The organism is Sporomusa termitida (assembly GCF_007641255.1).
Classification (GTDB): domain Bacteria; phylum Bacillota; class Negativicutes; order Sporomusales; family Sporomusaceae; genus Sporomusa; species Sporomusa termitida.
In genome coordinates this window covers 4131630-4152391 of the sequence record NZ_CP036259.1, presented here as the reverse complement: position 1 = coordinate 4152391, position 20762 = coordinate 4131630, and the positions used below count along the sequence as shown (strand labels likewise).

General features: G+C 50.2%; 16 protein-coding genes. 14 read left to right on the top strand and 2 right to left on the bottom strand.

Annotated features, from left to right (window positions below; translation table 11 throughout):
• The first annotated feature begins 44 nt into the window (after positions 1-44).
• Genes hyfB through nuoB form a run of 6 tightly spaced genes read left to right on the top strand, consistent with a single transcriptional unit; the run spans position 45 to position 7333 of the window.
• Positions 45-2075: a hydrogenase 4 subunit B gene (gene hyfB, locus SPTER_RS19405; RefSeq protein ID WP_144351902.1), complete on the top strand. Its 2031-nt coding sequence runs from the start codon at positions 45-47 to the stop codon at positions 2073-2075.
• Positions 2076-2079: 4 nt separating this feature from the next.
• Positions 2080-2976 carry a respiratory chain complex I subunit 1 family protein gene (locus tag SPTER_RS19400; RefSeq protein WP_144351901.1) on the top strand — a complete coding sequence of 299 codons (897 nt, stop codon included), beginning with the start codon at positions 2080-2082 and terminating at the stop codon, positions 2974-2976.
• 18 nt (positions 2977-2994) lie between these two features.
• Positions 2995-3612, top strand: a complete 618-nt coding sequence (locus tag SPTER_RS19395; protein ID WP_144351900.1) for a hydrogenase — start codon at positions 2995-2997, stop codon at positions 3610-3612.
• Between the two features lie 4 nt (positions 3613-3616).
• Positions 3617-5083, top strand: a complete 1467-nt coding sequence (locus SPTER_RS19390; RefSeq protein WP_144351899.1) for a hydrogenase 4 subunit F — start codon at positions 3617-3619, stop codon at positions 5081-5083.
• A gap of 4 nt (positions 5084-5087) precedes the next feature.
• Positions 5088-6590 carry a hydrogenase large subunit gene (locus SPTER_RS19385; RefSeq protein WP_144351898.1) on the top strand — a complete coding sequence of 501 codons (1503 nt, stop codon included), beginning with the start codon at positions 5088-5090 and terminating at the stop codon, positions 6588-6590.
• An 11-nt stretch (positions 6591-6601) separates the two neighbouring features.
• The gene (gene nuoB, locus SPTER_RS19380; protein WP_144351897.1) at positions 6602-7333 is read left to right on the top strand and encodes an NADH-quinone oxidoreductase subunit NuoB; all 732 of its coding nucleotides are present in this window, start codon (positions 6602-6604) and stop codon (positions 7331-7333) included.
• A 260-nt stretch (positions 7334-7593) separates the two neighbouring features.
• Here nuoB and SPTER_RS19375 read toward each other — a convergent pair whose 3' ends face one another.
• Positions 7594-8046, bottom strand: a complete 453-nt coding sequence (locus tag SPTER_RS19375) for a hypothetical protein (RefSeq protein WP_144351896.1) — start codon at positions 8044-8046, stop codon at positions 7594-7596.
• 2645 nt (positions 8047-10691) lie between these two features.
• Here SPTER_RS19375 and SPTER_RS19365 point away from each other — a divergent pair.
• From SPTER_RS19365 to SPTER_RS19335, 7 genes are all read left to right on the top strand, one after another.
• The gene (locus tag SPTER_RS19365; protein WP_170233334.1) at positions 10692-12140 is read left to right on the top strand and encodes a trimethylamine methyltransferase family protein; all 1449 of its coding nucleotides are present in this window, start codon (positions 10692-10694) and stop codon (positions 12138-12140) included.
• A 54-nt stretch (positions 12141-12194) separates the two neighbouring features.
• Entirely contained in the window at positions 12195-12461 is a 267-nt protein-coding gene (locus SPTER_RS19360) for a hypothetical protein (protein WP_211367331.1), read from the top strand.
• Positions 12462-13985 (top strand): sodium:solute symporter family protein, encoded by a 1524-nt coding sequence (locus SPTER_RS19355; protein ID WP_144351894.1) that lies wholly within the window; start codon positions 12462-12464, stop codon positions 13983-13985.
• 22 nt (positions 13986-14007) lie between these two features.
• On the top strand, positions 14008-14646 hold the full coding sequence (locus SPTER_RS19350) for a cobalamin B12-binding domain-containing protein (RefSeq protein ID WP_144351893.1): 639 nt from the start codon (positions 14008-14010) through the stop codon (positions 14644-14646).
• A 123-nt stretch (positions 14647-14769) separates the two neighbouring features.
• Complete coding sequence (locus tag SPTER_RS19345; RefSeq protein WP_144351892.1) at positions 14770-15567, top strand: methyltetrahydrofolate cobalamin methyltransferase; 798 nt, start codon at positions 14770-14772, stop codon at positions 15565-15567.
• Between the two features lie 70 nt (positions 15568-15637).
• Positions 15638-15850: a hypothetical protein gene (locus tag SPTER_RS19340; protein WP_144351891.1), complete on the top strand. Its 213-nt coding sequence runs from the start codon at positions 15638-15640 to the stop codon at positions 15848-15850.
• A 3-nt stretch (positions 15851-15853) separates the two neighbouring features.
• A complete protein-coding gene (locus SPTER_RS19335; protein ID WP_144351890.1) occupies positions 15854-17269 on the top strand; it encodes a serine dehydratase in 1416 nt (471 codons plus the stop codon).
• A 7-nt stretch (positions 17270-17276) separates the two neighbouring features.
• On the opposite strand, the gene SPTER_RS19330 is transcribed toward SPTER_RS19335, so the two are convergent.
• Positions 17277-18251: a LysR family transcriptional regulator gene (locus tag SPTER_RS19330; protein ID WP_246105367.1), complete on the bottom strand. Its 975-nt coding sequence runs from the start codon at positions 18249-18251 to the stop codon at positions 17277-17279.
• Between the two features lie 149 nt (positions 18252-18400).
• Here SPTER_RS19330 and SPTER_RS19325 point away from each other — a divergent pair, with 149 nt between their 5' ends.
• Complete coding sequence (locus SPTER_RS19325; RefSeq protein WP_144351889.1) at positions 18401-19996, top strand: sigma-54 interaction domain-containing protein; 1596 nt, start codon at positions 18401-18403, stop codon at positions 19994-19996.
• The last annotated feature ends 766 nt before the right edge of the window (positions 19997-20762 follow it).

The window sequence follows — 20762 nt, the reverse complement described above, 5'->3', positions numbered from 1 at the left end:
TTCCCCCGGCAACAAATATTTACTTTGGGATAGGAGTGAATGTAGTGCTTATTGATCAATTGTATCTTGTTGTGCTCGTCTTGTTCGGTCTGGGCATAATCTCCGCAATTGTCACTCAAGATAATTCCAAAATTACGAATTATATTGCGCATGGGCTGGCAGCGTCAGGGTGTTTGGCAGCGGCGGTTTGTGCAATAGCGGTATTAGGGACGCAGGGGCAGGTCATCACCTTTTCCCTGGGGGCACCGCTAGGGGTGCTGAAAGTCCGGATTGACTATTTAGCGGCGTATTTTCTGCTAACCTTGGGTGTGGTCGGTACTGCAACCAGTATTTATGCCATTGGATATAGCCGTGAATATTATGGCCGCCGGTTTGCTGTGTTAGCGGCATTATTTAATGCCTTTTTACTGTCGATGGTACTGGTATTGACGATGAGTCAGGTAGTTGTGTTTGTTATTGTTTGGGAACTGATGACGGTAGTCTCGTTTTTCCTGGTCAATCATGAATATGAAAAGACCGCAAATACCAATGCTGCTTATCTGTATATTTTGATGACCCATGTTGGCACCGCCTTTATAGCCATCGCTTTTCTGCTGCTGGCAACAGGGTCTGATAGTTTGGACTTTGCGTTGCTTAATGGCAGTGCCCTGCCGGAACCGATGAGAAATGCAATCTTCTTGTGTGCACTTATTGGTTTTGGTACCAAAGCCGGGGTTATGCCGCTGCATATCTGGCTGCCGGAGGCGCATCCTGCAGCTCCCAGCCATGTTTCCGCCATGATGTCCGGGATTATGATTAAAACGGCAATCTATGGCATGGCCCGGTTTTTCCTTGATTTCCTGGGAGTAGGACCCGCCTGGTGGGGTGGGCTGGTATTAGTTCTGGCCATTATTTCTTCAGTTCTCGGCGTTCTGTACGCTATTATGGAGCATGACCTCAAGCGCCTTTTAGCCTATCATAGCGTAGAAAACATCGGGATTATTCTCCTTGGCGTTGGCGCCGGCATGGTATTTATGAGTTACGGGCAGCCCACTCTGGCTGGATTAGCCTGGGCTGCGGCTCTCTACCACGTATTCAACCACGCGATTTTTAAATCACTGCTGTTTATGGGGGCCGGGGCGGTGATGTCTGCCACCCATACTAAAGAGGTAGAGCACCTCGGTGGACTCATCAAAAAGATGCCTTATACCGCCTTGTTCTTCTTAATAGGAGCTGCCGCAATCTCGGCGTTGCCGCCGCTTAATGGTTTTGTCAGCGAGTGGTTTACGTTTCAGGCGCTGTTCTTGCTGCCCGCGGCCATCGGCGGTGTGGTTGGCAAGCTGAGCGCAGTTGTTTTGATTGCCCTGCTTGGTTTGACAGGGGCCCTGGCGGCCGCCTGTTTTGTAAAAGCCTTTGGCGTTACCTTCCTTGCCAAGCCGCGCAGCCTGCAGGCTGAACAGGCAGTTGAAGTTCCGGGCCTTATGTTGACCGGAATGGGCGCGCTGGCTCTGATTTGTGTAGCGGCCGGCGTTTGGCCCCAATGGATGGTTGGTATGCTGCAAACCGTGGTAGCCGGCCATGCCGGCGTGTCTATGGACGGATTATTCCAAACAAGCCAATGGTATGCTGTTGGCTTTCAAGTACAGCCCGGCAGCGCTGCTGGTCTGATAACCATGCCGGTGGTGGCCATTCTTATTGTCATCGGTCTCATTGCCGCGTACGCCTTGGCCCGGGCGGCAGGAAACCCGAAAGCGGTGGCCGGTGAGACCTGGACCTGCGGTATTAACCCGACAGCCCGGATGGAATATACGGCAACCGGTTTTGCGGAACCGATTCGCCGGGTATTTGGTGACATTCTGCGTCCGGTCACCCAAATTTCAGCAGACCAAGCCTGCAATCCTTACCATGGTGTTAAGATGTCGCTGGATGTCCATATCCGGCATCTCATTAATGAATACATGTACAGCCCATTGGCAAACGGGGTTCTGTTTGTGGCCAATAGCTGCAAACGGATTCAGGCCGGCAGCCTGCAGTTATACATTGGCTATATTATGGTAGTCACAGTAGTAGTAATGATCATCGGCACAAGGTGGTGACAACATGACGATTATAATTCAGATTATTGTCTTAGTTTTGCTGGCGCCGCTAATCCAGGGCGTGATAAAAAATACCAAAGGACGTTTGCAAAGCCGGCGTGGTCCCGGCTACTGCCAGCCATACTTTGATTTTATTAAATTTTTGAAAAAAGATCAGGTTGTTTCGCCAACGGTATCGTGGATCTTCCATTTTGCCCCGTATATCTATTTCGCAACAGCCATTGGCGCTGCCGCACTTGTTCCGACAGTCTTTACCGCCAGTGGTATACCATTTGATAACCTGTTTATATTAGTGTATCTGTTGGCCGTGGGCAGGTTTTTTCTGGCCGCCGCCTCGCTGGACGCAGGCAGCTCGTTCGGGGGCATGGGCGGATCCCGGGAAATGTTCATCAGCGTACTTGTTGAGCCGGCCTTGATGATTACTATATTTACAGTGGCATTTAACGCTAATTCCACGGTATTGTCAACAATGGCCAGTACGGCCGCCAACACAGCCATCTCGTTTTCCACGGTTTTGGCAGCTTTTGCCTTTATGATTATCACGGTAGCTGAAACCGGACGTATTCCGGTGGATAACCCTGACACTCACCTTGAGCTGACGATGGTCCATGAAGGCATGGTGTTAGAGTATTCCGGGAGACCGGTAGGGCTGATTTTTTGGGCTTCAGCGATTAAGCAGCTGGTATTTATTCTCCTGCTGGTCAATCTGTTTATCCCCTGGAGTATACCGGGCTTTGATTCCGCGCCTATGGCCGCGGCCGGGATGGGGATAAAGGTTGTCGCCGTGGCCGTTGTGCTGGCCTGTATTGAAAGCAGTACCAATAAAATTCGCCTGTTTCGGGTGCCGGGCCTCATGGTTGCGGCAGGCTGCTTGTCCTTGCTGGCAATAGTGGCGCAGTAAGAAAGGGGAGGTATCGCAATGGATCTATTAACTATCCTGCTCATGTCGGCGGCTATTTTCCTGACACGAGTGACAAACCTGAAGCTAGGCATTAACATCATCGTTGTTCAGTCGGTCATTGTAGCCTTAGCCTGTGCCATTGTTGGCATTCATACCGGTGAAGTCCATATGTATATTGCCGCCTTCCTGACTGTTGTCATTAAGGTAGGGCTTATCCCTTACGCCCTATACCGGGTTCTGCCTTATCTCCAGGAGGAGCGTGAATTTGTTAACCCCAATTTTACCACTTTTACCGCCATCTTATCGATTATTCTGGCTTATGGCCTGATTGAAAAGGCCCTGCCTGGTTTTGCCGCCAATTCCACTCTGCCGGCAGCGATTGCTTTGTCTTTTATCGGCCTGTTGCTGATCATGACCCGCCGCCAGGCGCTAATGCAAACAATTGGCCTGATCACTATGGAAAATGGCCTCTACTTGATGGGGCTGTCGATTACCCAAGGCTTGCCCCTGATCATCGAGCTGGGAATATTCTTCGATGTTTTAGTCGCTGTTGTTGTCCTGGTCATTTTAACGTATCGCCTGAAGCTGTCATTTGCTACTACCGACACAGGCCTGCTTAAAAAGTTAAAGGGGTGATATTATGCAACAACTGATTCTAATTGCGCTGGCAATACCGATAGTTACCGGGCTGTTGACCTTATTACAGCGAAGCAAGGCCACAATTAGAGCAATTAATTTTGCCGGCAGTTTGGCAACAAGTACAGTTTTAGTCTGGATTATCCATAATATTACGCAGCAAAAGGTATTTAGTTCTGAATATTTTCATCTAGACAATCTTAGCGCGGTTATGCTGTTTGTTGTCGCCCTGCTTACCTTTACGGCAACGCTCTTTTCGTTGTCTTACATGGAGAAGGAGGTAAATAACGGCCATATCACAATGGCGATGCTGCCGCGTTATTACGCCCTGCTTAACCTCTTCAGTTTTGCGATGATTAGCGTTATTGTCGTCGGTAATCTTGGTCTTATGTGGGTGGCGGTCGAGGGAACCACGTTAGCTTCCGCCTTGCTGGTTGCTTTCTATTTTAACCGTGACTCACTGGAGGCGGCCTGGAAGTATGTTATGATCTGCACAGTGGGTATTTGTCTGGCCCTGTTGGGCACGATGATCCTGTATTATGCGCAAGTCAGTGTGGGCGCTGCTGCCGGTCAGGCTCTGGACTGGGTAACACTCAAAGCAATCAGCGGCAGTCTGGACCCGGCCATTGTCAAAATTGCCTTTGTGTTCATTCTGATTGGCTACGGTACCAAAGCCGGCCTGGCACCGATGCATACCTGGCTGCCTGATGCTCATAGCCAGGCGCCGTCCCCGGTCAGCGGGCTGTTATCAGGGGCCCTCTTAAGCTGCGCTTTGTATGCTCTGGTTCGCAATATCATTATTGTGCAGGGCTCAATTGGCCCTGAATTCGCCCAGTATATGCTGCTGGCCCTGGGATTGCTGTCAATCGCCATTGCGATCCCCTTTGTGCTGGTGCAGCATGATGTGAAAAGGCTGCTGGCCTATTCCAGTGTCGAGCACATGGGGATTATCACGCTGGGCTTAGGGGTTGGGACGCCGCTGGCGGTCTATGCTGCCCTGTTGCATATTGTCAATCATGCGGTCGCCAAATCGGCGCTGTTTTATCTGGCCGGCGTCGTAACTCAGGAGTATAAGACCAAGGAAATCAAACAGATTTTTGGCATTGCCCGGGTTATGCCGCTGGTGGCGACTCTGTTTATTATTGGCATTCTGGCGATAACCGGAACCCCGCCGTTTAATATCTTCATAACCAAGTTTTATATTGTTTTAGCGATGTTTGAAAACCAGCAATGGTTGCTTGGCAGCATTACCCTGCTCTTGCTGACCGGGGTTTTTGCCGGCATGATGTACTATTGTTTAAAAATGGGGTTTGGCATCATACCAAAGGCGCAGCCCAAGTTCCACTTTGGTCCAACGACCACAATGGCCATGGTGTTTTCTTTTGCCATTATTATTCTGGGTGGATTATATCTGCCCCCGGTAGTGAATAACGTGCTGGTACAGGCTGCGGAAATTGTATTGGGAGGTTAAGCCAGTGGTTGAATATATAAGCGTTTTCGCAGCTAATTTGCAAGAAGCTGCTTATGCGGTCTATGAGGAGGGCAAACACGGCCTTGTATCGATGTTTGCCAATGATGAACGCAGCGTAAACGGCAATTATGCTATCTACTGTGCCTTTGCCGCGGGACAGCAATTTAAGGTGGTTAAAGCCCTGGTAGATCCGGCCGGCGCGCTGGAGTTTCCCTCAATAACACCCAAAATATCAGCAGCCGCCTGGTATGAGCGTGAGATTCATGATTTATTCGGCCTGAAACCGGTAGGGCATCCTGACTTGCGGCCGTTGGCCCTGCATGAAAACTGGCCTGCCGACATATATCCTTTACGCAAGGATTTCTCTGTCCGCACGCCAGTGCCGACAATGCATAAACAGTGGCATATGCACAGCGTTGAGGGTGAGGGCGTTTTTGAGGTGCCGGTTGGTCCGATCCATGCCGGTATTATTGAACCCGGGCATTTTCGCTTCAGCCAGGCCGGTGAAACAATCCTGCGCCTGGATGCTAAAATGTTTTTTGTTCATCGCGGCATCGAGAAGGCTATAGAAGGCTTGCCGCTAACAAAGGCTTTTTATCAGGTGGAACGTATTTCCGGCGTTTGTACGATCGCTCATTCAGTGGCTTACTGCCAGGCGGTCGAGTCGCTGGCAGGTGTGCAAGTGCCCAGGCGGGCCCAATATTTACGGGCCCTGGTGGCCGAGCTGGAACGCCTGTATAACCATGTCGGGGATATCGGCAACCTGTGTGCCGGTATGGGCTTTGCGGTGGCGATTATGGCCGGGGCCCGCATGAAGGAGTATATTATGCGGGTTAATGAAGCGGTCACAGGCCATCGGTTCCTGCGCGGCCTGGTAGTTCCCGGCGGGGTGCGCCAGGATATTGATGACGAGCTGGAAGAGATGATTATTGATTTGCTGGCTAAGCTGGAGCCGGATTTTACCGGGCTGATCGGTCTTTTCCGCAACAATGATGAGTTTTTAAACAGGATAAATACGACCGGGATTGTACCCCGTCAGGCGGCCCTGGATCTGGGTGTAGTCGGGGTCGGGGCGCGGGCTTCCGGGGTGGCCGCCGATAGCCGGCGCGATCATCCGTATGGGTGTTATCCTGAGCTCAGGTTTGACGTCCCGGTGTATACGTCAGGCGATGTGGCTGCCAGGCTGTGGGTCAGGGTAGATGAGGTATATCAAACGATGAAGCTGATCCGTCAGATTCTGGCCAATATGCCGGCCGGGCCGCTTACGGTTGAACTGCCGGCGATTGAAGCCCACAGCTCCGGCTTCGGCTGGAGTGAATCGCCGCAGGGCCATTGCCTCCACTGGCTGATGGCCGGCGAGAATAACACCATCTACCGGTTGTTCGTGCGCGCCGCTGCCTATCCTAACTGGCCGGCACTGACTGTGGCTGCTCCCGGCAATATTATCCCGGATTTCCCGCTTGTTAATAAAAGCTACGAATTATCTTATGCCTGCCTCGACCGATAGGAGGAATAGACATGTTAAATGTATTACGGACAATAATAACTACCGGTACAGTTACGGAAGACTGGGAAACGGCGTTGCCGCCCCGGCGCTCCCGGGGCGAGGTGCTGGTACAGTCTTCTAATTGCAATGCCTGTAAGAAATGTGCCGCTGCCTGTCCGGCCGGGGCCGTTAAGGTGGCTCCGGGCGCGATTAGCATTGACCAAAAGGCCTGTGTGTTTTGCGGGCTTTGTGTTGAGACCTGCGAGACTGCCTGTTTTAAACAGACCGGCAACTATAAACTGGCGAGGCTGGGGGGCGCGCTGGCCGCAGACACGGCGCCGGAATTGAAAGGGAAAATCCGGGCCGTGTTAGGCCGCTCCCTGCATGTCAGACATGTTGATATCGGTTCCTGTAATGCCTGCGATTTCGAGCTGGCCCATCTCTGTAATCCGATTTATGACATCCAGCAGTATGGCATTGATTTTGTGGCTTCACCGCGCCACGCCGACCTGCTAATGGTAACAGGGGTTGTTACCCGGAATTCAACCCAGGCCTTGCAGATGACCTATGAAGCCACACCCCGGCCGAAACTGGTCATGGCCGTCGGGGCCTGTGCCGCCAGCGGCCAGGTGTTCGGCGACAGCTATGCAATCCGCGGGGCTGTTGACGCCATTGTTCCTGTCGATATCTATGTGCCCGGCTGCCCGCCGCGGCCGCAGGCCCTGATCCACGGCCTGATGCTGGCCTTGGACCGGCTGCAGTAAAATAACAGCTTTCTGATTACAAGTGGATTGTCTGGGCCTCTGCCGGTTGCCCCAGGGACTGGGCATAATCCACTGTCACGGGGACGAAGTTGTTGACATTGCTAGGTGAAGCGCAGGGACATAACATTTTGCTTCGTTGTTTATTTCGTTTTTTGCGAAGCAAAATGAACATCCCCGCGCTTCACCCTTGTCAGGCTGATGGATAATAATAGTCGGTGTCAAAGCCTGTTTGAGCATATAACATTTGGCGTAGTTGCCAGCTAAACAGGGCTTCTCCCTCGGGCTGGGCCGTTGGTGCTGCCATCAGCCTGCTGCTGGAGGTAGGTCATGAACTCCTGGCGGAGCTGGCTGCTGTCCCGGAGCCCTTGTCTGTAGGCAATTTCCGCCGTCTTCCCGGACTCCAGCCCCGCCCAGGCCTCGAAATCCATGACCAAATCGAGCATTTCCGGGTGCTGGGCCTTCAGCTTGCGGGCCAGGGCCAGCAGCCGGTCCAGGGCGTCACTGGCATCCCGAACCGTTTGCCGGTAGCCGTCATCCTTCGCCTCGGCCAGTCTGAGGATATGGTCGACTCTGGTAAAGACGTACTGGTCAAAAGCCTGGTCTAAGACACTTTTTAGCACAGCGTCTGCGCCCCCGGCCTGATGCCTGACGCCCGGGGCCAGGCCGGCAGCGTGGACCGTTGGCCTGAGCCGGGGTGTTTTTTCGTGAGACATATGTATCCCCCCTATAGTAAGGCTGGGCAGGAGGCTGCCGGGCAGCCCTGCCGCCAGCTTTTACAGGGGAAATCAAAAGCGCATGCGAGGTTGTTACCCTACACATGCGCTTGGCTTCGACGGTTGCTAAAGCCTCAATACCCAATAAGCCGGACAAAGCCGGCCTGGACAGCAAAGCGGGTCAGACCCGGAGGTCAGGCTGGCCTGCTGCCGATAATGGCTAGTGAGGAGAGAATAAATGTTCTGCTGCGTCTGGTCGCACTCACAGCCCGGCGCCGGCGGCAACAGCCTTTTATAACCGTGCCTCTCCCGCTTGTGCAGCGGCGGACGCCCGGTGTATAATAGACATGTCGTCGTGGACAGCTTGCTGTTACGTGTAGGTGTCTCTGCACCTTGCGCGGGCCTGGAAGTGCTGGTTACACTTTCAGGTCGCGGCGACTTTAATTTCCACCTATTTCTAATTATAGCCTGTTTGCGGGGAATTGCAAGTGCAGATCAGCGGGCCGCCAGGCAATTTTTCCGGGGAAGCAGGTATATACAGCAAAGTAAAGGAAGCAGGAAAAGCCGGGGTCAGGCTTGAGTTGTTTGGAAATTGACTTATTTTTATTGATGAAAGATATAAGGAAAATAACGCAAATTTTTCTATAAGTCAAGCCTGACCCCCATATCCACAAATTATTAGGAGAGCTGCGGCCAGTTATTGATAATAAGATTGATTTTGTAGTAGGATTTTGTAGTAGTATATACTTTACCAGATGGCAATAAGCTAAATAGAACTATTTTAACTGATACACCAGACCCTGCTGATAATGTATTATAGGTAATTTGCAAAACCGGAGGTTTGACGCAAAATTTCTAAAAGTATAGGCTGCAAACCCGCTAAACCATTGGGGATTTTTTGCGGTCGCTATCGCTCATAGAGGAATTTAAACTACGGGCCTGCCAACCGCCGAATAGGCGGGGGAAGTCGGGGTCAGGCTTGAGTTGTTTAGAAATTGACTTATTTTACTGATCCCATATCCTGCATATCCAGGAACAACAGGAAGAGGCAAAAAAGAAGAAAAAAACTAAAAGAGCCTCTTTCAGAGGCCGATGTAACAACGCTTGCGATACCCGCCTTTTAGGCGTAGCAAGTAATCAGCCCTTACAGGGCTAATAACAAGCCACCACTTAAAGTGGTGTTGTATGACTAGAACAAGAAAAACAAAGGTTAATCAGCATAATTTCTTAATGATTTATAAAAGGCTAGGGGAAGCAAGGGGACGCTCATTTTGCTTCGTTATTTATTTCAATTTTTACGAAGCAAAAAGAACGTCCCCCTGCTTCCCTAAATATTTTCTGTTCGATCTGGGACAATATGTTATAATAAGCGTACAGGCTGTTCGGGGACGGTTAGCCCCTTCCTTTTTAGGAAGGGGGTGGTCAAAATGACGATTTATGAGGCATTGACATTTGCGATCGCATTTGCAACTCTCATGGTATTAGTCACGACCAAAAAGAAATAGCCGCCCCTGTGCTCAAGTGTGCGGCTATCTCAAAAAGCTAAAAATATTGGGCTAACCGTTTTCCGGTTAGACAGCCTGTGGGCTGGCGTGTTAGCGCACGTCAGTCCTTTTTCTATATTATACCCATTGGCACAAGAATATGCAAGCATTCAGGGAATTGACTTATTTTTTCTGATGAAAGATATAGAGAAACAACGCAAATTTTTCCATAAATCAAGCCTGGATCCCTTTTCCCTATGACTCATTCTTGTACAAAAAGGCGTTTGGAATACAGTCGGTTTACATTAAAATTCAGTCCCGGCAGGTGCGGCACTTTCAAGAATGTAATATCCTTTCACTCTTGAAAGTGCCGCAATTGCCTGATTTTACTCAATTGCTGTTGTTATACCGCCAATATTCTTTCAATATTGAAAAATTACTGTTTATTGAATTCGTTTAGGGCAACCTGCCGGGAGCCGCCTGAACGTTTTTTTTTTGTTGTATGTTCAAATTCGTATTGTACAAACCTGGTGTGTATAAAAAATGTCATTTAAATAATGGGTTTATATTTATTTTGTGCATCCTGAAAAAGCAAAATAATCACAATAATAAAAATAGTTTTTTGCAGGCGTATTAGCGGTAAGTTTGTTCTCTATGGACAAATGTATTTATCCGGATTGTACAAATTTATTTGTACAATCCAAAGCTGTAAAAGCATAATTTGGCAGACAAATCTACCTGGACATACACTCAGGCGACTACAAATAACCGGGTATCTTTGGTGTATCTGTCAAGATAAAAGGGACGGCCTGCTTCTGACGATGCCGGGAAATAACTGGTTGGCACAGATATTGCTTTATAGAGTTTTGTCAAAGTTTTTATGTTGACGGCAAACAATTGGTAAAAGGTATCTGCATTAGTAGCAGTTGCTGCTCATTAAGCTGGGACTGTATGACAGGGGGGTTGCAATGAAGTAGCATCCGATAAGCTGCCATTAAAAAAGTTTTTGAGGTAAAAAGCAGGGGAGGTATGATCGCAGGCTATTTTTGGCAGTCTTTTATCCCGGGATTGGTTATTGTCAGAACCTTTTTTGGCATGATCGATGTAATATTAAAAAATAAGTCGGCATGCTTGACAAAACTTTTAGGAGGTATTAATAGAATGGCCCGAATACTTACCACAAAAATTCTGACTCCAAATGAAATCGAAGTCATGAAAGAGAAAGTCGAAACCCTTTTATCGACTAAAGGCGTTAAAATTGACCATCTGCAGGTTATGGAAATCTTACAAAATGCCGGGGCTGAAGTGGAAACGGCCTCAGGTGCTGTAAGGTTTCCGAAAGCTGTAATTGCCAAAGCCCTGCAAAGTATACCAAAACAGTTTACCCTGGCAGCTCCGGACCCCCAATATGACTTAACTTTTCCTCTGCCTGACGGTAAGTTCTATACCAGGACCTGCACCGGCGGCATGAACTACCTTACAGAAAATGGCGATTATCACAATATTACGATTGCAGAGGTAATCGAATGGATACAGCTGGTTAATTCCCTGGATACTATCCACTTTTGCGCGCTGCCCTCCACCTCCGGCAAATCGGTTCCGGGGGAAGCCATAGATATTCACACGCTCCGGGCGGTATTGGAACATAGCAAGAAACATATTTGGGTACAGCCTTACGAAGCAGCCAATGTTAAATACCTGCTGGATTTGGCTGCGGCCCGGGCCGGCGGCAAGGAGCAGTTAAGAAAAAGGCCGATTATCAGTTTTATTACCTGTTCGGTTCCCCCGTTCCAGTTCAAATATATGGATATGGAAGCTCTCTACCAAAGCTGCCTGTACGGAGTACCCATCCAGCCTTGCTCCCTGCCGGCGGCCGGGGCCAATGCGCCGGTTACCCCGCAGGGAATAGCGCTTTTGTCGGCTGCCGAAGTGATGGCCCAGATTATTATGGCTCAGCTCATTACTCCGGGACTGCCTGTTATTGCCACGCCGCTGCTGTTTGCCATGGATATGCTGACAACCTATACCCTGCAATCGCCGATTGAAACAACCTTGGGGCGGATGGCAGCCATACAGTTGTTTGAAGAGGGCTACAACATTCCCGCCCATAGTTACGGCAGCGGGACAGACAGCTTTGTCCTGGACGGCCAGTGCATGGCGGAAAGAACTTCCCTTACACATATGCTGGCCCTGGCGGGTGCCTCGGTGCTGGGCGGCGCCGGGCAGCTGGAGGTGGCAAAAACCATTAGTCCGCTGCAGCTCATTATTGACAATGACATTTTTGCCATGACGGAAAAAATGCTGGGTGGTTTAGAAATCAGTGATGAGATGATGGCCTGGCAGGAAATCATGGGATTAACCGGCAAAGAATCTTTTGTTGATATGGATCATACGTTTGATCATTTCCGTGATTCGCTGCGATTGCCGACCTTTAACCGCGACTCCCGCCCCAACTGGGTAAAAGCCGGCAGCAAGGACATGCTGGCGCGGGCCAAAGATGTTTACCAAACCATAAAAGAAAACTATGAGCCGATCGCTATACCCAGTGAAATACTGCGGCAGATGGATGAAATTATCAAGCAGGCCGACCTGCAGCTTGTGGGTAAATAAGCGGTTGCGATATTGTTGTTCCCTTGGCGGGCAGTAGTAAAAGGAGGGACAAGTGTGAAAAAACGGTATAAAAAGACGGAAAAATGGTGGCTGGGACTCACTGTATTATTCTTTACCCTGTACAATATACCGGGGCTCCCTGCCTATGGCAACGCAAATGCCGCCCTCTGGCATGGCGCACTGACCATTATACCGCTGTGGATTGTTGTGTATGGCGGTATGGCGGTACTTAGCAGGCAAAGGCGGCTGAGACAGATTACCCCGCAACCGGATGGCGCTATCGTCAGCAATACCGATTCCAGTTCCAGGGAGGGGATGTAAGTGTTATCCGCTACGACAACCTGGGCGTTATATATTATCTACATGGGAGCGCTCATAGCCTTCGGGATTTATACCTGGTGGAGTGAAAAAAATAAATCAGCCCGGCATTTTTACACGGCCGGCAACACCATCAACTGGTTTGTATTGTGCATGACCTATATCGGCGCTCTTATGAGCACCTGGGTTTTCTTTGCCGGACCGGGTGGTTATTATCGTGGCGGTTTTGGGTATTTTATGTCCGAGCTGAGCTATATTCCACTGTTCCCGGTACTCACCTATTTTGTAATGAATAAAGTGTGGTTATTGAATACCCAAAGGAATTACACCACGCAGGCCGACATCTTTGTTGACCGTTTCCGGAGTCCAACCTTGCGGCTGGTACTGGCTATTGTTTTCTTTTGTGTGTCCATGCCTTACGCTGCGGCCATCTATATTGCCTGCGGCAAAGCGGCTGCAGTTGCCACTCAGGGTGCTATCTCTGAGACCAGTGCGGTCGTCTTTGTCGGTGTGACAGCACTGCTGTTTATTCCGTTTGGCGGTGTAAAATCGGTGGCCTGGGCGGCTACCGTTCAGGCCTGGATCTTTATGGCAGCCTTATGGTCGATTGGCATCAGCGCGATTGCCTATGGTTTTGGCGGTGATATCTTCGAGGCGGTAGCCAGTGTCTGGCAAAATACCAATTCCTGGTTTTCTTATCCCGGGCCGGAACAATGGGTGCCATACTCCGCCCGCTTCGGTTATCCTATTGCCTGCGCCATCGGCTGGACTATCATGCTGCCTGACGTTTTCATCCGGGCCGGATATTTTGGCAAGGATATGGCAGGCCAGCGCAGACTGATGTTTTGCCAGCCGATTCTGCAGGTTATTGTGTGGACCGGCACCATGTTTATCGGTTTCGCGGCCATTGCCTTGGTACCGGGCTTGAAAGGCGGCGACACAGAGCTGGTTATCCCCATGTTGATCACCAAAATTATTTCGCCTCAGGCCGCCACCTTTGCCGCCGTGCTCATGGCTGTATTTATCTGGGGCACGCTGGCCAAGGGGTTGTCGGCTGCGACCTCTCACCTGCTGGTAGCCGGCTCCATCATCTCGGAGGATATTCTCAACCGGTTGCTAAAGCTGCAAGTCAGCCCCGGCGTTCATATCACCATGGCCCGGCTGGCCGTTGTCGCTTTAGGCTTGGCCGCCTTATGGCTGGCCCTGAATCCGCCTGATTTGATGTGGACCTTGATTATGTTTGCGATTGCCCTGGTCATGCCGATGTTTCCGGTACTTGTTGCCGCACTGTACTGGCGGCGGGCCACCGCACCGGCCGCCGTGATTGCTTCTGTCGCGGGTGTAATCGGTGTAATTCTTACTTATCGGTATGGCCTGGGCGACAGTTGGTACGGGGTATTCGGTATGCTGGCTGCGGCCGTACTGATGGTAGTGGTCAGCTACATGACAAAAGAGACCGATAAAGAAGTGCTTGATGAATTTTACGGAGCTTTGGAAAAAGCCGAAGCGATTTACTATGAAGACTAACTATATCAGGAGGAATTTAATAATGAGTGAATTCAATAAATTAGCGGAAGCCGTATTTAAAGGAGACATCAAAAGCGTTAAAGCAATTACGCAGAGTTTGGTTGACAGCGGGGCCAATGTCGACGAAATTATTAATAAGGGCTTGCTTGGCGGTATGGATATCGTGGCGCCCAAGTTTAAGGCTGGAGAAATGTTTGTGCCTGAGGTGCTGCGGGCAGCAAAGGCACTGGGCAACGGTATGGAATTGCTTAAACCTTTGCTGGGGGATGATAATGCCGGTACGAGACAGGCCGCCACTTTTGTTATCGGCACAGTGGCCGGCGATCTTCATGATATTGGTAAAAATCTGGTGACACTGATTTTGGAAAGCTCCTCCTTTAAAGTTATTGATCTTGGCGTGGATGTCTCGCCGCAACGGTTTGTCGATGCCATTAAAGAGCATGAACCGCACTTTATCGGCTTATCGGCACTGCTGACCACGACAATGATGGCCATGAAAGATACCATTAACGCCATCAGCGCGGCGGGGCTCAGGGACAAAGTCAAGATTTTAGTCGGCGGCGCCCCCATTTCCCAGGAATTTGCCGATGAAATCAGCGCTGATGCGTATTGTGCCGATGCCATCGCTGCTAAGGAAATCGCCGTGCAGATGATTGCCTGAGAATAAGCAACCCTGAACGGCAAGTACGCCGGGAAAGGCGGTGAACTTCTTTCCCGGCTATTCTTTACCCCTAGCTGTTGGCTAGAATAAGCGCTACAATTCATTACCACAAGGAGGGACACTATGATTATTATCGGTGAGCTGATCAATACCAGCCGCAAGGAAATCAGCGAGGCTGTTGACAATAGGGATGCCGCGTGCATCAAACGGGTGGCGCTGGCCCAGATGGAAGCAGGCGCTACCTATTTGGACGTAAACTGCGGCAACAAAGTCCATAATGAAGTGGAAATTATGGAATGGCTGGTCAACACCATTCAGGACGACGTGGAAGCCCCGCTATGTATTGACAGTCCGAATCCACGGGCCCTGGCAACCGGCCTGGCACTTGCCAAATATGGTCAGCCGATGATTAACTCTATTACGGATGAAAAAGAACGGTTTGCTGAAGTCCTGCCCTTGGTCCTTGCTTATAAAGCCAAAATTGTGGCCCTGTGTATGGATGATACCGGGATGCCCAATTCCGCAGAAGACCGGATGCGGGCAGTAAACAGTCTTTATGCCAAGCTTACGGCAGCCGGTGTTCCTGCCGGCGACATTCATTTTGATCCGCTGGTAAAACCAATCAGCGTTGTCAGCGGGGCGGGCATAGAAGTGTTAGAGACGATTCAACTGATTAAAAAACAGTATCCGCAAGTGCATTTTGCCTGCGGTCTGAGCAATATATCCTTTGGCTTGCCTGCCCGTAAAACTTTGAACCGGTTATTTGTGGTGCAAACGATGGCTCTGGGAATGGATGGCTATATTTTGAATCCGACCGACAAAGGCATGATGGGGGTTATTTATGCGGCCCGAGCCTTGTTGGATCAGGATGAGTATTGCGGGGACTACTTAACGGCTTATCGCAACGGTTTATTTGTATAGGCGGTTGCCCGCTGCGGCTCTGGCCAGAGCCGGCAGCGGGCTGCCATACGCTAAATCTTAGGCATAGTCTGTGGTTACATCCGAAACAGCTTACAGACCCTGGCGGCTAAAGCGGCAGTCAGGGAACCGGTTGTTAATTGCCGCCAAGGGAAGAGCGGCAGGTGGTGCGGCGGTATATGCAGGCGGCAGCGGCGGCAGTGCCCGGGCCGGAGTCAGTGTTAGGGCTGAAGGTGCGGACGTGCTTGTGGCGAGCGTTTCGGGTTGGCGTGGACAGGAGGCATAATATATGGATAAGTTTTGTGAGGTAGTGCGGCACAAGGAATATACCCTCGGCGGTCTGACCCTGGAGGAATGCATTGATTTGGCGAACGAGCTGAAGGTGCGGGTCAGTGACATCGTTATCGAAGAAGCCATGGCAGTCAATAAAATGAGCCGGGAAGAAGTGACCTCTTCCGTTTTGGCAGCCTTCAGCCACAACCTGTATGCGATGGAAATCGGCCTGACTTCCGGCAAAAGTTTGCTGATGGGAACCGTGGGACAGGATCTGGCAGATGAAGAAGTATGTTTAATTGACGACCAGTTTATCAATAAGGCATTGAAGTATACCCTTAGCGCCCAAGTCGGCAATCATGTGGTGGGTCTTATGCCCTGTGCCGGCACCGGTGACGCCTGTACGTATACCGGAGTGGTAAAAACGCTGCTGGATATGCTGGAGGACCAACAGGAGACAGCCCGGTTGGTGGCCTTGATGGTAAAAATCGGTTGTATTTTCCGGGCCGGCAAATCATCCACCGGCTGCAATATGGAGGGCTTTGGTGCCGGTGCGGCCGCTACGGCGGCGGTGATTGCCGAGATGCTGGAGGCCACTCCCCATCAGGTAGGTCAGGCCGTAACGCTGGCCCTGTCACCCACTATTGCCAATCCCTGTACGCCGCGGGCTATGGTCTCCGGCCTGTGCGCGACGCATCTAGGCGGCGGAATATTGATGGGCCATTTGGCAGCCAATCTGGTAGTCAAGACAACCATCCCTGTAAGCGTGCCGCCTGATGTCATGATTGCTATGGCGGCTGCGGTTCATCCGTTGTCAGCCAGGGAGGTTGTACCAATCGTTAGCCGTTATATGGAACCGTTTTTCAACACCAATGAGGCTGTGGAACAATACATTAAACCGGCCATAAAAGCGCGCGATACTGCGCGTATCCACACTGTGCTCGCCCAGGCCCGGACGGAGGCCCGTATTCTGGCAGATCAGGCCAATTCCATCATCAAGCCTTTTGGCGACGCGGTTGTTGGCGGCAGCAGCCAGGCTGTGGGATTGCCGGCCAATACGGCGAGAATTGCCCATGAATTGGCGCAAGGCGAGATTACCGGCGTGAAAATCGAGTTGTATCCGGAGCTGTTTGCCAGACGGGGAATTAATATTCCCGGCATCCTTATGGCGGCGGTACATGGCGCCGCCAACGACAATGCCGGGTTATACCGGGACATTATGAACCAGGTGCTTAACTCCGGCCTAAAGATAGAAATTGCGGAGACCAATGAACCGCAAGTGCAGCGGGTTACAATTTATGCGACAGGCAAGAATTCAATGATTACTGTGTTAAGCAGAGGCGGCAGGCGCCTGATTATCAAAGAGGCCGTGCCGTCGGTGGCGGAAGCCCGGGCAGCTGCCCGCAAACTGAATATTGATGTTGTGGATTAGGTGGTGGCTAAAAATCCATCAAGTGGTGTTTGGTCAACCAGACTTTGGTAGAATCAATAAACTTTCTGGCCGCGGGGGAACTATTTTTTATCGACAGTGCGGCAATACCTATTGTCCGGGCGGGAGCGTGTTCCAGGCCGACAGTATAAACAGTGTCTACTGCCCGTAACAGGGTCATTTCGGGAAGAATACTGATACCTAAACCGTTTTTCACCATGGTGATAATAGCCCGGGCTTCTGTTACTTCATATTGTATCTTGAGTTTCACGTTATGCTCATTTACAAGCCGCTTTATTTCATCATAACTGCCCCATTTCGTGGCGATAAACGGCTCCTCTTTAATATCAGCAAAAGTAATCATGCTTTGCTGCCGCAGCGGATGATGGGGCGGGAGAATACACAGCAGCCTGTCTTTTTTTAAAGGAATGATTTCATACAATTTCATAGTTGGCAGCGAAACAAAGCCAAAATCAACGGAACCATTTTTTATCCATTCCTCAATTTCATCATAATTGCCATCCAATAATTCGATGGTTATGGCCGGATAACAGTGGTGGAACTGGGTAATGATTTCGGGCAGCCATTGCATAGAAACACTGGTAAATGTCCCAATCCGCACTGTGCCGGCAGTCAGGCCGGCGATAGCTGCAAGCTCCTGCTTCAGCCGTTCGTTGTAATGCAGAATTTGCCGGATATGCGGCAACACCTGTGTGCCATTGCTGGTCAGGCTGATACCGGAACGATCCCTGGTCAGCAAGGGAAACCCGAATTCGCCTTCCAGACTGGCCAGGGCATGACTGACCCCGGATTGTGATAAATTCAGCAATTCGGCCGCTTTTGCCATACTGCCCGAGGCGACAATAGCACTGAAAACCTGGTATTTCCAAATTGTCAAATCAATCACTTCCTTTTCCCGCATTACATGATTTTTTTGCAACAGTACATTATAAAAATTCACTTTTTTAACATACAGTTTACACATATACTATAGGGTAAGCAACTGGTTTAGTTAATCGCGGCCAAATATATATAAACGGGTGTATTCGGCATCATTCCCACAGGTGGCATTTACGGGGGATTGTACTGGTTGAACATACACTTATGGAAAGAACAGTTAGGGCGGGTGCAATAATGGGTAATAACAAATTTTTGGATCAACTGTGTCTGGCTTTGGATTTTATTGCCCGTACTACAGGCGGATTTGCCACTGTTACCGACCGACTGGGACGAAGGCTGAAAAGTGTTGATTCACATGGACGTGAAATAAGGCAGTATCAGGGAGAAGTATACGAAATTGCCAGACAGGCCGGGGAGCGGCAAATGCCGGTAGTTGGGCCCTCCCAATTTGTGACGGAAGCGGAAGCCTGGGCTCTGCCGATTGGTGAGTATATACTTTGCTGCAGTAATGTGGAGCGGGTGGAGCGGGACACGAAACTGCGGGAAGCACTGTCGAAAGCGTTGCCTATGATTGCGCGGGTAGCGGGTGGAGATGCCGTATTGTTTGATCACAGTGGCCGGCGGCTGGAGACAGCTGATTACACCGGTAAGAAAAGTGAGAAGCTAATTGGCAAAGTCAGTCAGGCCGCTTATGAAGCCATGCAGACGCAGAAGCCGGTGATCGGTGAATCTATCACTATGCAGGGCGTAACGGCGGTACGTATTCCCATCACTGAGAACTACGGGCTGGGCTTCAATAATGAAATGATGGTATCACAAAAACAGAAATTGCTGGCAGAGGTAAAGAAATTTCAGTATGCCAGATATAATCTGTCTGATATTATCGGGGAAAGCGAAGCCATCAAAAAATGCAAAACTATCGTAAATTATGTGGCCCAGGGGATTTCCTCCGTGTTGATTTATGGTGCCACCGGCACCGGTAAAGAATTGTTTGCCCAGGCTATACATAACCTCAGCGACCGGCGCAATAACCCTTTTATCGCGATTAATTGCGGCGCTCTGCCGCCAACCTTAATTGAAGCAAATTTATTTGGCTATGCGGACGGCTCTTTTACCGGGGCCAAAAAGCACGGCAATATCGGCGTTTTTGAGGCGGCTGATATGGGAACAGTTTTTCTGGATGAAATCAGTGAAATGGACTGGGAGTTGCAGGCCAAGCTGCTCAGGGTCATTCAGGAACGTGAAGTTACCCGCATCGGCAGTACCAAACCCATTCCTGTCAACGTGCGCATTATCTCCTCCACTAACAAGAATTTATCCCAGTTAATAGAAGAAAAGCGTTTTCGTGAGGATCTGTACTACCGGATTAATGTAGTTGAGCTCCGCGTTCCTTCGTTGAAAGAGCGGGACGGGGATATCCCGCTGTTAGCCAGGTATTTTATTGGCAAATACAACCCGGTGTTAGGAAAAAACATTAGCCGGGTAGCGCAGGCAGTCTATGATAGTTTCGAGAATTACCCGTGGTCAGGCAACATTCGGGAATTGCAAAATTGTATTGAAAGTGCACTGAATATGGTGCATGCCGAAGAAGATACGCTGGAGGTTCATCATCTTCCCACGAAGTTTTATCCTTCGTTAATGCACCGAAATGATTATAAAGGCAGTAATGCGGATAATCTGACAGCCGTTTTGCGGGAAGCAGAGAAGCAGGCCATTTTGCGCGTGCTGCAGCAGGAACGGAATATCCGCTGTCGTACAGCCCAGCGGCTTGGCATCAGCAATACTACTTTGTGGCGGAAAATGCGGGAAAACAATATTATTGCTACCTAGAGTGAAAATTGCTCGCTTGCCGGCCCACAATGGCCGGGGTAGTCAGGGAGTACCCTGCCAAGAGGAGTCGCTTAAATCATAGTTACCAGAACCGGTGTTTTATAGGGTCTGAGGGGTTACTGCGGGTAACCCTTTTTTTTACCTGTGGCTGTAACCATTCTGTATATTACCGAGGGCATTGTTTAGCTTCGGGTGCTTATTCCGGTTTTTTGCGAAGCAAAATGAACGTCCCACGCTTCCGCCCGTCCCCGCATTTCGCGTGTGAATGATTGCAGTTTTGAAAAACTATTGCATAAATGAAATATAAGTAAAGCGCGGTCGGGTAGGATTTTTTTGAAAGTATATTCCATAATTGAAATAAGTCTTTGCTTGGCTATGACTAGGGAAATGAGGCTAAACTAATTCCTGAAATGCTGGTTTTCCAGATGGTTTCGTCTTTTTCTGGCGACTAGAGAATAGTGGCATGATACTTGCGATTCATGTTTAAGAGGTTGAGTCAACCAGTTTGGCAGCCATTCTGCAGCTAGACAGTCTGTAGCCGCCGCCAACAGGATGGATTCTGAGTCCAGCCAAATGCGATTATTGCGCAGGCTGCCGCGTATGCTATGCAACTGTTGGCCGAGCTGGCTGTCGGGCGGCATTGCGACTTGCCATCAGCAGCTTGACCAACATTAGCTTTTTAGTATGATGACGGCCAAAATGGCAAATGGCGGCGTCAGCCCCTCCTGGCAGACCCCTGCCAGTATGCGTCGTCGGTGCTTCCTTG

Coding starts and splice junctions, on each gene's coding strand:
- SPTER_RS19335 (WP_144351890.1), top strand. CDS start 15,854: ATGGATAAGTTTTGTGAGGTAGTGCGGCACAAGGAATATACCCTCGGC.
- nuoB (WP_144351897.1), top strand. CDS start 6,602: ATGTTAAATGTATTACGGACAATAATAACTACCGGTACAGTTACGGAA.
- SPTER_RS19400 (WP_144351901.1), top strand. CDS start 2,080: ATGACGATTATAATTCAGATTATTGTCTTAGTTTTGCTGGCGCCGCTA.
- SPTER_RS19390 (WP_144351899.1), top strand. CDS start 3,617: ATGCAACAACTGATTCTAATTGCGCTGGCAATACCGATAGTTACCGGG.
- SPTER_RS19375 (WP_144351896.1), bottom strand. CDS start 8,046: ATGTCTCACGAAAAAACACCCCGGCTCAGGCCAACGGTCCACGCTGCC.
- SPTER_RS19330 (WP_246105367.1), bottom strand. CDS start 18,251: ATGTGTAAACTGTATGTTAAAAAAGTGAATTTTTATAATGTACTGTTG.
- SPTER_RS19350 (WP_144351893.1), top strand. CDS start 14,008: ATGAGTGAATTCAATAAATTAGCGGAAGCCGTATTTAAAGGAGACATC.
- SPTER_RS19345 (WP_144351892.1), top strand. CDS start 14,770: ATGATTATTATCGGTGAGCTGATCAATACCAGCCGCAAGGAAATCAGC.
- SPTER_RS19365 (WP_170233334.1), top strand. CDS start 10,692: ATGGCCCGAATACTTACCACAAAAATTCTGACTCCAAATGAAATCGAA.
- SPTER_RS19395 (WP_144351900.1), top strand. CDS start 2,995: ATGGATCTATTAACTATCCTGCTCATGTCGGCGGCTATTTTCCTGACA.
- SPTER_RS19325 (WP_144351889.1), top strand. CDS start 18,401: ATGGGTAATAACAAATTTTTGGATCAACTGTGTCTGGCTTTGGATTTT.